Here is a 15,357-nt window from a genome sequence, read left to right as displayed (position 1 = left end):
GCACCACGCATCTAACACTACAGTCAAGCGGACCGCCACAAGCTGCGCTTGTGGTTCCCTCCGCGCTTCGCGCTACGGCGTCCGCTTACTTCCACGTTAGGCGCCATGTATATCGTTGATCCACAAGCAGCGCGAGAAGCAATGCGATCAGCCTTCGGGGCAGAGCGCTACGCAAAGTTCGTCTCCGAGCTGAACGGTCGCTGTCAAGCAAAGAAGCGTCTTTTCTATTGGCAGGAGTCGATGTGGGATCAGGTACAAAAGACTCTTGGCACACACATCACTGACTTTGAGGAGGTTTCCAACCTCTTTCGCCACTGCCATGTCCATGGATCAGAATTGAAGTCTGAGTTGGTCCCAGTTCTGTACGGCACACACCAACTAACCGGCAAATACATTGATACGATGGAGTCATTGTTCCCCCACGCAAACAGTGTCTTTCTTGGTCCTTGCTGGCATGAGTCACCAACGGAAAGGAAAGTCTTCTTCTGTGAGTTGTGTCGAGAGGCCAGGGAGAAGTGGGAGGCCCAGCGTGGCGCCTAACCCTACAGTCAAGCGGACCGCCACAAGCTGCGCTTGTGGTTCCCTCCGCGCTTCGCGCTCCGGCGTCCGCTTACTTCCACGTTAGACATCTGACTCTCAATGTCCGAAAGTTCAATTTACACAGCTCGTCTTGAACTTCTTCTGGTGGATGCTTCGCATGCACAGGGCATCTTTGAATTGGAGTCAGATCCGAATGTTGTTCAGTACTTCGGTCAATCCCCGATGCAAAAGCTTGAAGATGCGTTCAAGTGGATCGAGCAAAGACAGAGGGGGCTTGATAACGGCGCTTTAATGGCTTGGAGCGTATTTGAGAAGGAACAAGGGCGCCTGATTGGTAGCTGTTCGGTCTATGCCCGAAATCAGTCATTCCGTTCTGCCATGTGCGGGTATGAGCTTTCCCCGGATGTCTGGGGGCGTGGCTTCATGAGCGAGGCCGTAAGTAGCATGCTTAGTTTCGGTTTTAGCTCTCTTCAGCTTAATCGCGTGGGTGCCGGCACGGCTACGGAAAACCTCAGGTCCGTAAAATTCCTTGAGCGCTTAGGCTTTGTGCGAGAGGGAGTGATGCGGCAGTATTGGTATGCAAACGGTGCATTCCATGATGCATATAGCTACAGTTTGCTGGCGGAGGATTGGCGTGCTCAAAAAAATGTCTAACCCTGCAGTCAAGCGGACCGCCTGCAAGCTGCGCTTGCAGGTTCCCTCCGCGCTAGCGCGCTCCGGCGTCCGCTTACTTCCACGTTAGCCGCTCGTTTCGTTGCGGGCACCTCGCTACGGCATGCCCGGAGAGCCAATACTGGTGCGGCTCTTCAGGCATCTGTTTTTCGTGCTTTCTTTGGCGCAATCGCACGCGGGGTTTGAGGGTTCGAACGTTCGGGATGAGTTTGAGTCACGGACGATCTGGCACAACAAGGATGGCTTGTCCGCGCACGAGAAACAGTTGGGCGTTCATCGCTCGGGCGCAGTTTCAATCGTGCAAGCAAACAATCAAAAATTCACTGGCTTCATCGGTCAGCTTCGCGGGTCAGGAGCGCTCTATAGTCCAGGCGGCTAGCGCCGCGAGCAAAGGCACGCAACACTGTGGCGGCACGGGCTGCTTCAGTGACCGAGATGATTGCGACGATTAAAGCCAATCGCTATGCTGGGCGCAGTTTCCAACCCAAGGGCAATGCCGGTGTCACAGTCAGTCGCGGCTAACCAATCGGTCAACGGGACAGCCTGCAAGCTGCGCTTGCAGGTGCCCTCCGCGCTACGCGCTCCGGCTGCCCCTTACCTCAAACGTTAGACGTCTCATGATCGCCACTTACGAAATCTGTCTCCCAGATTACGAGCCGCTACTTCCTGAGTTGGCTCGCATCATTCGGGCTCATTACGAGGCAGGTTCTTTTGCCAGAGCGGAAGAAGAGTTTCACGCACTCTCAGCGGAAGCAAAGGAATGGCACTTATCAGGTGAATGTGGCCAACTAACCGTTAGCTTTGAGAAGCATGAGGGTTATTACTTCTCGCGCTTTCAAGCCTCGGGCTCTGAGCTTCAAAAGGGTAAGGCACTCTTATGGAAGAGCTACCTTGATCAAGGCGGAAATCCAGATGCTCAAGAAAAACCTTAAAGCCCCACATTGCGCCGTGAAAAAGACGTCTAACCCTGCAGTCAAGCGGACCGCTGCAAGCTGCGCTTGCAGTTCCCTCCGCGCTGCGCGCTCCGGCGTCCGCTTACTTCCACGTTAGAGCGCACCTCAATGGCACCAATTCGGTCTCTCAGCCTTGTTAAACTGAAGTCGGAGTTTGCCGTCGATCTTGGCTCATATCCCTTCGCAGAAGATTTGCCTCTGGTTTTCCTGGGTGAGATCCCAAATCTTCCAGAGCATGGCGTGTTCTTAGGCTTCAAGTCTGGCCGTGCGTATTCCGGCTACCACATAGATCAGTTTGTTGAGCTATCGGATGAGGAGGTATAGAAAATGAAGTTCTTTCCTCCTTCCGAGCTGGCGCCAGTTCCAATGAAAGAAGGCGTCAAAAGCAGCGGCAAGCATGCCGCTCTAGGCGCCTGCATTGGGCTTCTCGTTTCCATTGTGATGATTTACTTCGGCGCAAGCGTCTGGTGGTTTATAGCATTCCCAGCCGGCGCGTTCATTGGGGCCACAATCACAAGCGGTGGTCGCCCACCCGTCATGTGGTAGCCATCGCATGCAACCACCTCGCTCTAACAATTCCGTCGAGAGGGACCGCCTGCAAGCTGCGCTTGCAGGTTCCCTTCGCGGCTTCGCCTCTACGGCGGCCCCTCACGTCAAACGTTGGACGTCATGAGCGACACCTTTCGCGTTGAACCAGCAGAGGAGCACGAAAGCACTTGTGCTTGTTGCGGCAACCGCACGCGTACGGTCTGGGGCTATGTCTACGCATCTGAGCTACCTCTAGCCTGCTATTGGATTCAGTGGACTGCCAGCCGTCCTGACCACCCGCCGAACTTCGACTTCCTGATTGGTACTTGGGGTAACGATGAGGTTAACGATAAGCAACTGGTTTCATGGCTATTCAATCCAAGTTCAGGAGGCGGTTCGTTCATGGCAATCGATAGCGCCTCTCGCCCGGCTGCTCGCTCCACGCTATGCGCCAAGGCGCTGACCCGTCAGGAGGTAGTCAACAACGGAGCATTAATGCAGCAGGCCACAGACCTAATCGATGCTGTGTGGCTTGGCGATCCTCGGCTACTTGAAGTGCGCGAGTTTGCCGAATGACGCCCAACAATTCCGTCGAGAGGGACCGCCCACAAGCTGCGCTTGTGGGTTCCCTTCGCGGCTTCGCCGCTGCGGCGGCCCCTCACGTCAAACGTTAGGCCCTATGTACGAAGTCATGTACGACAGCGCGGTCAACAGCAGCGCTCCCGCTTCACCTTACCTTTGGGTATTTGGCTGGCTCATCGGGGCCACATTTGTATTTCTTATCGTTCTGGATGGGCGACGATCCATCGTCAAAAGAGTCTTCCTGTCACTATTCACAGTCATATGGCTCATCTTGGGGAGCATAGGCATTTCAAACGTTGCTTCGCAAAAATCGACATGCACAAACTGGCGAGAGATAGGCCACTATCTTGTTACCGAGGGTGAAATCTCAGAGTTCGACCCCATGCCCGCCGGTGGGCACAAAGAAGAGTCTTTTCGACTGGGGGACTATAAGTTCTCTTACTCCGACTTTGATGTATCAAGAGGCTGCTTTAACAACGCAAAATCTCTCGGTGGGCCAATAGACGCCGGCAAGAAGGTTCGCTTATTTCATAGTAATGGAGTGATCTTTCGAATCGAGGTTTGGCGCGATGCCTAACCCTACAGTCAAGCGGACCGCCACAAGCTGCGCTTGCGGTTCCCTCCGCGCTTCGCGCTCCGGCGTCCGCTTACTTCCACGTTGGGCGTCACACAGCAGGGACGATTCATGACTCACACACTGAAACTGATTCTTTCTGTCGTAGCGGCGCTGTCACCGATGTCGTTTGCGCACGCCATTGGCGATAGCGGCGGCTGCGGTGACCCGCTCGGAGGCCCCCTTGGCAAGGCCATTAAATCCGGCCCCCCCCAGGAGGTGGAACACGAAATAGCGAGGTGGGTGGACTACAAGGAGAAAAACCTTGCCTGGACCAAAAAACTATTGTTCTTGGCGCCTGGCGGAGATACAGCAAGACAACAATGGCGTCAGCAGCAAACCCGTAATTTGCTTGAAGGTTCGCATGAAAAAGATGCAGTGTGTGCTCCAGGGCCGTTACTACCAGCCGCAGTTAGGTCTGGCAACCTGGAAGTTGTCCGCTTCCTACTTGGATCGCCAATGGGCTTGAGCTTAAAGGTTCCAGAAAACATTTTGTTCTCTTGTGACTACTCCATCTTACATACCGACGAACAACGAGCATTTCGCCGGGCTGCGTTTGCCTTGATCCTTGACACGCGGAAAGCCAACGTAAATGCGCTTTGGCGCGGACGTACAGTACTTCAAGAATGCAACGAGCCAGAACTCATTACGTTGTTCATTGAGCACGGCGCAAATACCACAATTGAGACCGGAAACCCGGGCTACAAGGAAAACCTTCTTGACCGGGCAGTCGTAGACGCGGTGGGTGTCGAGGAGGGGAGTTATACAGCTAAGCGCCTTCACGGTATCGAACGTGCAAGGATCTACGCAAGCGTTCTCCCTGCCTCCATCGAGGGGCGCTCTGCGGAAAAGCGCGCCAATCACTCCTGCAACCTGTTCATCAATGGCAAACGGTGGAACCCAAAGACGTGCCGAGAGTTGTCCACGTTCATCAAAGCCTCCCCCGGAACGTTTGGTGAAAAGTAAATCCAGCTATCGTAGAACACGCGGCAAAGTGACGCCCAACCCTACAGTCGAGCGGGACAGCCAACAAGCTGCGCTTGTTGGTTCCCTCCGCGCTACGCGCTCCGGCTGCCCCTCACTTCCACGTTAGGGAAACAACCCAGCGCTTATGAACGCGACCGAAGAGACCGTCGTCTTTAAGCACGAACTTGGCTACGCCATCGCACAGTGGGGCTACGTCGAGGGGCAGTTGCTTAGAATTGTTCTGGAATGTGTAGCAATTCCAGAAAGACCGGCATTCGCCATCACCTATCACTCGATTGAGAACTTTCGTTCCAAGCTGAACGTATGCGACAACTTGGTAACCCATAAATTCAGCAAGTCTCCTGCCTTTCAAAAGTGGCGATCTGCAAAAGATCGCACCTCTCAAATGGCGGCCAAGCGGAATAAGATTGCTCACGGATGGCATCGGCTCTACATCAACAATGCCGCTGGGCGTCGATGGGCAATCGTTCCTCTGCATCATGCAGATGGCGAACTGCTGCACGCTGATGGAGAAAAACCGCCATCTGGAGCAATCTGCTTGCGCGATCTCGCAATTTTTCATCTGGAGTTTCATGCTCTGACAACGCAGCTTTGCAACGTCCACGAGATGCTTTGTGGGCGGCCAGCGCCCTTTCCAGAATCCGATGAACAACCAAAGAGTCCGCCGACCCTTCGGCAACTAACAAACCAGATTCGCGTAGAACTCGGGTTCCCGCAGAAACCATCGCGGAAGAAATCTTGAAGTCCTTGCAACTTTCATTCATCGCTGCGTCCCCTAACAATTCCGTCGAGAGGGACGGTTTGCAAGCTGCGCTTGCAAATGCCCTCCATGCCTGCGGCATTCCGGCCGCCCCTCACGTCAAACGTTAGCCAATACACATGAGCCTCCCACACTGGCAGTACTTTCTGTCTATTGAGGAAGATCTACTTCGCTGCTCAAGGTATGTCGAATTTGAGAAGAGTAATTTTTCTACTTATTCGGTTGAGTTCGCTAGGATCATAGTTGCCGCTTCCGCGGAGTTTGATTCCGTTGCCAAGATATTGTGTAAAGCGATCAATCCGGGAGCAAACCCACAGTCCATAAATGCATACCACCCTATCATTACTAGCAAGTACCCTCGCTTTCTCGAATACACGATTCTCGTGCCAAGTATGAAGCTCGAGTTTCAACCGTGGAAAGAGTGGACAGATAGCGCCGGGCCGGGTTGGTGGTCAAAGGGATACAACAAAATTAAACATGAGCGTGACAAGCACTTTGCAGCAGCAAACCTTGAAAACGCCCTCAACTCTGTTGCAGGGCTTTTGACCGGGATTGCCTATCTGTACGATGCGACATACGGTGAGATCCCAAAACTGAACCTGGCATCGGCACCGAAATTACTCGAGCCTCACGACAATCCGGACGCTCCGAATCAATCGGCCGTTTGGTGGTCTTGCGAGGTGTGGAAATAAATGCGGGCTAACCCGGCAGTCGAGAGGGACGGCCAAAAGCTACGCTTTTGGTTCCCTACGCTTCGCTCCGGCCGCCCCTCACTTCTACGTTAGGCGTCTAGGCATGCGAAGCAGATTTCTCGTTGTGTGTTTGCTTGTTCAATCACTTGTCTCTGGAGTAGCCGTCGCGATGGACGAAGACCTCTCAAAAATGAGTCCCACACCTGAAATGATTCGCGAGGCGCAAAGAACCCCAAATGGTTGGGTGTACGTGATCAAAGGAAATTTTGGACCAAAAGACGCTGTCCCACCTGAGGCGATCGCAGGGGCGTGGAAAGTAGATGCTTCAGGAAAAATAGTGCCGGGAAGTTTTCAAGCAAATCCGAAGTACAAACCGAAAAACTAGCGCCGTCAGTGTATGAAGCCTTCTAAAGCAAACGCGCCTAGATGAAAAATCCGCCTAACCCTACAGTCAAGCGGACCGCCACAAGCTGCGCTTGTGGTTCCCTCCGCGCTTCGCGCTCCGGCGTCCGCTTACTTCCACGTTAGGCACATTGATTCAGGGGTCTTCGACTTGCACAGAAAATTGTTGGTGTTTGGGTTCTTATCAACCGCATTGGTGTTTTTTGGTTTCTTTGACAAGTCATGGATTACAAACGTAGAAGAAACCACTAAAAATTTTTCTGTGTATTTTTTATGGTTTTCCATATTTGTCGGAATAATTATTAATGTAATTAAAAAAGACATCCGAGGCCCGGGAACAATTGTTCCGCTGTCAGCCTTTCTTCTATTGCTTGTTTTAGCGTCAATAAACGCGGAGGCAAGCAGCGGAGCATCCAAGAATGTTGAGTGTTCGATAGCGGGAAAAAGGCAAACGTCACATAGATTCAGCAAAGACAAGATATTGATCTTGTCAAGAAAGAGCAGCCCAAGTTGCTTTCCCGAAGTAGTGGTGCCTGACTCGGTTTTCAATTCCGCCGCAGTCGGCAAGATTGCTGTAATTAAAATATCTACAGGTGCACTGGGAGTTCATCGTGTCGTTAGTACCAGAGTACTCTCCATCGAACATAGTGAGACAAGCGAACAAGAGCCTGCTTACTAAGCTTAAAGTCCGCGGGCTAACCGACGGCAACGCAACTTAAACTTCAGCATCCTTAGTAAAAATATCGCGCAATCTCGAATTTGCGGTTCAATACAACGATGCAAAAATCGCCTAACCCTACAGTCAAGCGGACCGCCACAAGCTACGCTTGTGGTTCCCTCCGCGCTTCGCGCTCCGGCGTCCGCTTACTTCCACGTTAGGCCGCTCCCCATGCTGCACACCGTTTTCTTCCTGATCGAGCCCAATGAAGAGGCGCTGCGCGAGTTTCCAGTCCGTGCTGGAAGTGAATTCGCGCAAGTGCTTCTTGACCCGCTTCTGACAAGTCGCGACTACGCGGACCGGTCGCACTGGAGAGAGGATGAAGCCGAACTCGCGGTCAAGCTCCTATTTGTAGCAAGGTTACGGGAATACGCACCACTGGCGGACGACAAAGCCGCCAGGCAATTGCTCGGTTCGGAACACGTGTCTACTGAGATATTTGATCGATGGTGGTCAATTCGCCGCCTGTTCCTAGAAGAAGGCAAATCCGAGGAAATGCAAGACTACTTGGGGGCAGTGACCGAGAAGGTCCAACCTACTGGTAACTCCGTCGTAGATGAATGGGTTCGAGGGCTATCGAATGAACGCGCGGCNCCGCACTTTCTTTGGCGCAATCGCACGCGGGGTTTGAGGGTTCGAACGTTCGGGATGAGTTTGAGTCACGGACGATCTGGCACGACAAGGATGGCTTGTCCGCGCATGAGAAACAGTTGGTCGTTCATCGCTCGGGCGCAGTTTCAATCGTGCAAGCGAACATGAATCGCCCCGGGTTTTCTAGACACCTTGAAGCCTTAAAATCAAAGGCAGATGGAGGTGTTTATGAGCAACAAGCGTTACACGGAAGAGTTCAAGATTGAAGCGGTCAAGCAGATCACGGATCGTGGCCACAGCGTGGCGGACGTGTCGGCACGACTGGATGTCAGCATCCACAGCCTTTACGCGTGGGTCAAGCGCTACAGCCTGAGCCCGCAGGAGCAGCAAGAACAGAGCAGTCAGCAGGATGAACTGCGTCTCTTGCGTGCCGACCTCAAGCGGGTAACCGAGGAGCGCGACATCCTAAAAAATGGCCGCAGCGTACTTTGCCAAGCAGTCCGGGTGAGGTACGCCTTCATTGAAACGCATCAACACTTCTGGCCGATCCGTCGTATGTGCAAGGTGAAGCAAGTGCATCCGAGCGGGTACTACGCTTGGCAAGCACAACCCCACTCTGCGCGATCGCAAGATGACCAGCGCGTCCAAGGCTTGATCAAGCAATGCTGGCTCGAAAGTGGCGCGGTGTATGGCTATCGAAAGATCAACCATGACCTGCGCGACATGGGTGAATCCTGCGGCAAGCATCGCGTTGCTCGACTGATGCGTCAGGCTGGATTGAAGTCGCTGACCGGCTATGGTCGTCGTCCCGGTCGTTACGGTGGTCGCCCTGCCAACGTCTCCCCCAACATCCTGCAGCGCGAGTTTGACGTGGCTGCACCAAACAGGGTGTGGGTGACGGACATCACCTACATTCGTACGCACGAAGGCGGGTTGTTCCTGGCCGCCGTGCTGGATCTGTTCTCACGACAAGTCGTGGGCTGGTCGATGAATGCGCTGATGACGACCGATCTGGTACTGAACGCCTTGTTGATGGCCGTCTGGAAGCGCAAGCCTGATCACGAGGTACTGGTCCACTCAGACCAAGGCAGTCAGTTCAGCAGTGAGGACTGGCAATCGTTCCTGCGCGCGCACAAGCTCAAGGGCAGCATGAGTCGGCGTGGTAACTGCCATGACAACGCTGTGGCAGAGAGTTTCTTTCAGCTACCTAAAACGCGAGCGGATCAAGCGGAAGATCTACGCCACAAGGGAAGATGCACAGCGTGATGTGTTCGATTACATCGAGATGTTTTACAACCCAAAGCGGCGACACAGCCACGCAAATGGCATGTCTCCGCTAGACTACGAAAAGCAGTATTTCATGAGGCTCGGGGCTGTCTAGAAAGCCCGGGGCGATTCAAGCGGCGGCCCGGAACTAATAGATCCTTGAGATGCCTTATCTCGCCTGAGCTCGGGTGACGTCCACGGACACTGGGCATGAGACGATCACGCCTGATCGCCGGAGCCAACAATGCAGCCACGCGACAGCGCTACGAGCCTCGGGCGTTATTCCCTGGAACTGCAGAGAGACGAAGGATGAAGCCGCGTGCCACATGATGTTCCCTTGATCACGACCGTCGCTGCCGCACTGGGACTGGCATTGGTGCTGGGCTTTGCGGCGACGCGCCTGCGCTTGCCCGCGCTGGTGGGCTATCTGGTTGCTGGCATCATGATCGGGCCCGCAACGCCGGGCTTCGTGGCTGACGTTCATCTTTCCGGGCAACTGGCTGAAATCGGCGTGATGCTGCTGATGTTCGGTGTAGGGCTGCACTTTTCGCTTGACGATCTGATGTCCGTACGCCGCATCGCTCTTCCCGGTGCGATTGCGCAGATCGTGGCTGCCACTGCCATGGGGGCTGGCGTGGCGTGGTTCTGGGGCTGGAGTCTGGGCGCTGGTATCGTGTTCGGCTTGTCACTCTCGGTCGCGAGTACCGTGGTGCTGCTGCGCGCGCTGGAGGGGCGTGGCTTGCTGGACACCATCAATGGCAGCATTGCAGTTGGCTGGCTGGTGGTTGAAGACCTCGTGATGGTGCTCGTCCTGGTGCTGCTGCCGCCGCTTGCGGGTTGGCTGGGTGGAGGTGATACGACGACAGGCACACCAAGTGGCATCGATTTGCTGACCACATTCGGCTTCACGCTTGGCAAGGTGGCGGTCTTTGCCTTGCTGATGTTTGTCGTTGGCGCGCGTGTATTACCGTGGATTCTCTGGCAAGTGGCGCGCACCGGGTCGCGCGAGCTCTTTACGCTGTGCGTCATTGCCGTGGCAGTGGGCATTGCCTATGCCGCTGCGGCCGTATTCGGTGTGTCGTTCGCGCTGGGAGCCTTCCTTGCCGGCATGGTGGTTGGCAAGTCAGCCCTGAGTCATCGTGCGGCGACCGAGTCATTGCCGCTGCAGGACGCCTTCTCCGTGCTGTTCTTCGTGTCGGTGGGCATGCTCTTCGATCCGGCCATGCTCATCAAGGAGCCGCTGCACGTACTGGGGGTCGTCGCCATCATCATGCTGGGCAAGACGCTCGCCGCCTTCCTGCTTGTGCTGGCCTTCCGCTATCCGCTCAATACGGCGCTGACGGTCTCCGCCAGTCTGGCGCAGATTGGCGAGTTCTCCTTCATTCTGGCGGGCCTTGGCGTCTCCCTGAACCTTCTGCCGCTTGAAGGACAGAACCTCATCCTCGCTGGCGCGCTGATCTCTATCGCGCTCAATCCGCTGCTGTTTGCCGCCATCGAGCCGGTGCAAACCTGGATCCGCTCTCGCTCCACCCTCGCACGTGCTTTCGAGCGCCCCGATGATCCTCTGGCCGAACTACCGATGAGCGTGGAGTCTCATCGCCTGACCGACCATGTGTTGATCGTCGGCTATGGCCGGGTCGGTCGCCGCATCGGCGAATCCTTGCTCGGCAAAGGGGTTCCTGTCGTCATCGCCGAGCAGAACCGCGAGCTGGTCGAGTCATTGCGGCGGAGTGGCGTACCCGCCGTGGCAGGCGATGCAGCCGACCCTGCTGTGCTGATCCAGGCCCACGTTGCACGGGCGCGCATGCTGATCATCGCCATCCCCGATGCGATTGCGGCACGCTCGATGATCGATACGGCGCGCATGCTCAAGCGGGACATCGAAACCGTCACCCGCGTGCATTCCGAAGAAGAGGAAGCCGGCTTCCTGAAAGATCGCCTTGGGCCGGTGTTCATGGGGGAACACGAGCTGGCTCTGTCCATGACGCGCCACGCGCTTGACCAGCTGCAAACCCCGTCTCCGCAAACCAACCACTAGTCCATCGCATGAGTGCGTGCCGCCCAACCATGCAGACAGCACGTTTTTTGCCTGAGTGAGCCCGGGGCAGTCCGAACCGGACTGCCATCGCGTTTGCTTGTCGCACATGCGACAAGCCCGACATGGGACACCGCACATGGACAAGATCGGCATCTTCTTCGGCACAGAAACCGGCACAACCCGCCTCGTCGCAAAAAAGATCCACGCGCGCCTGGGTGAAGCCCTCGCAGCCAGGCCCCTCAACGTCAATCGCACCAGCGCAGCCGACTTCCTGCAATACGACGCGCTCATTCTTGGCACGCCCAGCTACGGGGTGGGTCAGATGCCCGGCCGCAGCGCGGGTTGCCTGGAGTCGAACTGGGAGGAGTTTCTGGCCCTGCTCGGCCCCGCTGACCTCAGCGGCAAGCGCATCGCGCTGTTTGGCCTTGGCGCCCAGGAGCGTTACGCCGAGCGCTTCGCCAGCTCACTGCGACGCCTGCACGATGCCTTGCAGGCACTGGGGGCCGAGCTCGTCGGCTACTGGCCTGTCGATGGCTACACGTTCCAGCATTCAGCCTCGGTCATCGAACAGCATTTCGTCGGCCTGGTCATCGACCAGCGCACACAAGGCATGCAGACGGACGCTCGCATCGACGCCTGGCTGGCCAGCGTCACCCCGCTGCTGAAGGCGCGGCTCGCGCACGCTGCCTGAGCCACGTTGCCACCGCATTGGCCGAATCACCTGCTACCGAGGCGGCATTGGCATACCCTGTGCTCATCGCCGGGCGTTGCGCCTGATCGTTGCAATCGCAACAATTCCCGACCGCCAAGCACCCCATCCCCCTGAAGACCAAGGCATTTGAGGCGGGTTCGGACTCCGATTGCAGCTTTGTAGTATGGTCGCGCATGGTCAAATACCGCTGGCAGCTCAAGGCGGTTCAAGTCTGTCGATTTTTTGCCCCTTTTTAATGGAGAACCGTGCATGTCACTGATTGTTGGAGTGCCACGCGAAACTTTTGCCGGTGAGAAACGGGTTGCAACCGTTCCCGAAGTCGTCGAGAAGCTGATCAAGCTGGGCTTCCGCGTCGCGGTCGAATCGGGCGCCGGCGTGCAGGCGAACCTTGACGATGATGCGTACCGTGCCGCTGGCGCCGAGATCGTCGACAGCACAGCGCAGTTGTGGAACCAAGCCGACATCGTGTTCAAGGTACGCGGCCCGAACGACGAAGAGGTCGGCCTGCTGCGTGAAGGCGGCACGCTGGTCTCCTTCATCTGGCCCGCACAGAACCCCGATCTGATGCAGAAGCTCGCGGCGAAGAAGGCCACCGTGCTGGCTATCGATGCCCTGCCCCGCCAATTGAGCCGCGCTCAGAAGATGGACGCGCTGACCTCGCAGGCGGGTGTGGCCGGTTATCGCGCGGTGGTCGAGGCAGCCAACGCCTTCGGCCGCTTCTTCAATGGCCAGATCACGGCCGCGGGCAAGGTGCCGCCAGCGAAGGTGTTCATCGCGGGGGCTGGTGTGGCGGGCCTTGCGGCCATCGGCACGGCGGCCAACCTGGGCGCCATCGTGCGCGCCAACGATACGCGCGCAGAGGTGGCCGACCAGGTGAAATCGCTCGGCGGCGAGTTCGTCAAGGTCGATTACGAGGAAGACGGCTCGGGCGGCGGCGGTTACGCCAAGGTCATGAGTGAGGGCTTCCAGCAGGCGCAGCGCGAGATGTATGCACAGCAGGCGCGCGAAGTGGACATCATCATCACCACCGCGCTGATCCCCGGCAAGCCGGCCCCCAAGCTCATCACGGCCGACATGGTGAAGTCCATGAAGCCGGGTAGCGTGATCGTTGACATGGCTGCCGAACAAGGCGGCAACTGTGAGCTGACTGTTCCGGGTGAAGCCGTGGTACGCCATGGCGTGACCATCGTGGGCTACACCGATCTGGTGAGCCGCCTGGCACGTCAGTCCTCGACGCTGTATGCCACCAACCTTTTCCGCCTGACTGAAGAGCTGTGCAAGACCAAGGACGGCCAGATCAACGTCAACTTCGAAGACGATGCTATCCGTGGCCTCACGGTCATCAAGGAAGGCGAGATCACCTGGCCAGCACCGGCGCCCAAAATTCCCGCTGCTGCGGCCAAGCCGGCTGCTGCGGCTGCGCCGGTTGCGAAGAAATCCGCGCATGGCCACGGGGAGCCCTCGGAGCCCATGTCGCACCAGAAGCTGGCGGTCGTCTTCGGCATCGCAGCCGCGCTGTTCTGGGTGATCGGCGCCCACGCGCCGGCTGCCTTCCTGAGCCATTTCACAGTCTTCGTGCTGGCCTGCTTCGTGGGCTACATGGTGGTGTGGAACGTGAAGCCTGCGCTGCACACGCCGCTGATGAGCGTGACCAATGCGGTCTCGTCGATCATCGCCATCGGCGCGCTGGTGCAGATCGCACCGCCCTTGTCGGCAGACATCTCGCGCCCTGACACGGTGATTCGCGCACTGGCCATCGGCGCCATCGTGCTGGCCACCATCAACATGTTCGGCGGCTTCGCCGTCACCCAGCGCATGCTGGCGATGTTCCGCAAGTAAGGGGAAGAATAAAAATGTCCGCAAGTCTGGCTACGGTCTCCTACCTCGGAGCAACCATTCTTTTCATCCTGTGTCTGGGCGGCCTGTCCAACCAGGAAACCGCGCGCCGCGGCAATCTCTACGGCATGATCGGCATGACCATCGCCGTGCTGGCTACGGTGTTCGGTCCGCGCGTCGCATCTGCCGGTTTGCCGTGGATCATCGGTGCGACGGTCGTCGGCGGCGCCATCGGCCTCTACCTCGCACGCGTCGTGAAGATGACGCAGATGCCCGAGCTGGTTGCCTTCATGCACAGCCTCGTCGGCCTCGCGGCGTGCCTCGTCGGTTTCGCGAGCTACATCGACACCTCGATCACCTTCACCGGTGCCGAGAAGGCCATTCACGAAATCGAGATCTACGTCGGCATCCTCATTGGCGCCGTCACCTTCTCGGGCTCGGTCATCGCCTTCGGCAAGCTCTCCGGCAAGGTTGGCGGCAAGCCCCTGCTGCTGCCGGGCCGCCACTTCATCAACCTCATCGGCCTGCTGGTCGTCATCTACTTCGGCTACGCCTTCCTGCAGGCCGAGACCGTGCAGGCCGGCATGACGCCGCTGATCGTGATGACGGTGATCTCGCTGCTGTTCGGCATTCACATGGTGATGGCCATCGGTGGTGCCGACATGCCGGTGGTGGTCTCGATGCTCAACAGCTACTCGGGCTGGGCGGCAGCGGCAACGGGCTTCATGCTCAGCAACGACCTGCTGATCGTGACCGGCGCACTGGTCGGCTCGTCGGGCGCCATCCTCTCGTACATCATGTGCGCGGCGATGAACCGCAACTTCATCAGCGTGATCGCAGGTGGCTTCGGCTCCGATGGCGGCGCGCCGGCAGCCAAGCCTGCCGGTGGCAGCGCCGAGCCGGCCGGTGAAGTGAGCCCCATCCTCGCGGCCGAGACCGCCGAGCTGCTGCGCGAAGCCAAGAACGTGGTGATCGTGCCCGGCTACGGCATGGCCGTCGCACAGGCCCAGCACACCGTCTTCGAGATCACCAGCCACCTGCGCGCCAAGGGCGTGAATGTGCGCTTCGCGATCCACCCGGTCGCGGGCCGCATGCCCGGCCACATGAACGTGCTGCTGGCCGAAGCCAAGGTGCCCTACGACATCGTGATGGAGATGGACGAGATCAACGAGGACTTCCCGGAGACGGACGTTGCCATGGTCATCGGCGCCAACGACATCGTGAACCCGGCCGCACAGGAAGACCCCGCCAGCCCCATCGCCGGCATGCCGGTGCTGGAAGTCTGGAAGGCCAAGACCTCCATCGTCATGAAGCGCAGCATGGCCTCCGGCTACGCGGGCGTGGACAATCCGCTGTTCTACAAGGACAACAACCGCATGCTGTTCGGCGACGCCAAGAAGATGCTCGACGAGGTGCTGGTCGCGCTGAAGTCCTGACACCAGGCGGGTTAAAGTCTCCCGAAGCGGC

The 15,357-nt window shown here is 57.4% G+C and carries 12 protein-coding genes; all 12 read left to right on the top strand.

The window, feature by feature from the left end; genetic code table 11:
- Positions 1–639 precede the first annotated feature (639 nt).
- The 12 genes from ABEA02_RS06295 to pntB all read left to right on the top strand — a co-directional run bounded on the left by ABEA02_RS06295 (position 640) and on the right by pntB (position 15,326).
- The gene (locus tag ABEA02_RS06295; protein WP_345532023.1) at positions 640–1,194 is read left to right on the top strand and encodes a GNAT family N-acetyltransferase; all 555 of its coding nucleotides are present in this window, start codon (positions 640–642) and stop codon (positions 1,192–1,194) included.
- 635 nt (positions 1,195–1,829) lie between these two features.
- Positions 1,830–2,144: a hypothetical protein gene (locus tag ABEA02_RS06290; protein WP_345532022.1), complete on the top strand. Its 315-nt coding sequence runs from the start codon at positions 1,830–1,832 to the stop codon at positions 2,142–2,144.
- 690 nt (positions 2,145–2,834) lie between these two features.
- Positions 2,835–3,269, top strand: a complete 435-nt coding sequence (locus tag ABEA02_RS06285; RefSeq protein WP_345532021.1) for a hypothetical protein — start codon at positions 2,835–2,837, stop codon at positions 3,267–3,269.
- Between the two features lie 691 nt (positions 3,270–3,960).
- Complete coding sequence (locus ABEA02_RS06280; RefSeq protein ID WP_345532020.1) at positions 3,961–4,854, top strand: ankyrin repeat domain-containing protein; 894 nt, start codon at positions 3,961–3,963, stop codon at positions 4,852–4,854.
- Between the two features lie 145 nt (positions 4,855–4,999).
- The gene (locus ABEA02_RS06275) at positions 5,000–5,617 is read left to right on the top strand and encodes a hypothetical protein (protein WP_345532019.1); all 618 of its coding nucleotides are present in this window, start codon (positions 5,000–5,002) and stop codon (positions 5,615–5,617) included.
- Positions 5,618–5,754: 137 nt separating this feature from the next.
- Complete coding sequence (locus ABEA02_RS06270; RefSeq protein WP_345532018.1) at positions 5,755–6,327, top strand: hypothetical protein; 573 nt, start codon at positions 5,755–5,757, stop codon at positions 6,325–6,327.
- 169 nt (positions 6,328–6,496) lie between these two features.
- A complete protein-coding gene (locus tag ABEA02_RS06265) occupies positions 6,497–6,712 on the top strand; it encodes a hypothetical protein (protein WP_345532017.1) in 216 nt (71 codons plus the stop codon).
- A gap of 1,554 nt (positions 6,713–8,266) precedes the next feature.
- Positions 8,267–9,419 (top strand): IS3 family transposase gene (locus ABEA02_RS06260; protein WP_345532016.1). Its coding sequence is split into 2 segments (ribosomal slippage): positions 8,267–9,244 and positions 9,246–9,419, totalling 1,152 coding nucleotides; the frame shifts between segments, so codons are not numbered across the junction.
- A 222-nt stretch (positions 9,420–9,641) separates the two neighbouring features.
- Positions 9,642–11,342 carry a cation:proton antiporter domain-containing protein gene (locus ABEA02_RS06255; protein WP_425584666.1) on the top strand — a complete coding sequence of 567 codons (1,701 nt, stop codon included), beginning with the start codon at positions 9,642–9,644 and terminating at the stop codon, positions 11,340–11,342.
- Between the two features lie 136 nt (positions 11,343–11,478).
- Positions 11,479–12,033, top strand: a complete 555-nt coding sequence (locus ABEA02_RS06250) for a flavodoxin (RefSeq protein WP_345532014.1) — start codon at positions 11,479–11,481, stop codon at positions 12,031–12,033.
- Positions 12,034–12,303: 270 nt separating this feature from the next.
- Complete coding sequence (locus ABEA02_RS06245) at positions 12,304–13,893, top strand: Re/Si-specific NAD(P)(+) transhydrogenase subunit alpha (RefSeq protein ID WP_345532013.1); 1,590 nt, start codon at positions 12,304–12,306, stop codon at positions 13,891–13,893.
- 14 nt (positions 13,894–13,907) lie between these two features.
- Entirely contained in the window at positions 13,908–15,326 is a 1,419-nt protein-coding gene (gene pntB / locus ABEA02_RS06240; protein WP_345532012.1) for a Re/Si-specific NAD(P)(+) transhydrogenase subunit beta, read from the top strand.
- Positions 15,327–15,357 lie beyond the last annotated feature (31 nt).

Source organism: Viridibacterium curvum (assembly GCF_039544165.1).
GTDB classification, from domain to species: domain Bacteria; phylum Pseudomonadota; class Gammaproteobacteria; order Burkholderiales; family Rhodocyclaceae; genus Viridibacterium; species Viridibacterium curvum.
The sequence above is the reverse complement of the archived record's forward strand: the minus strand, read 5'-3'. Positions and strand labels throughout refer to the sequence as shown.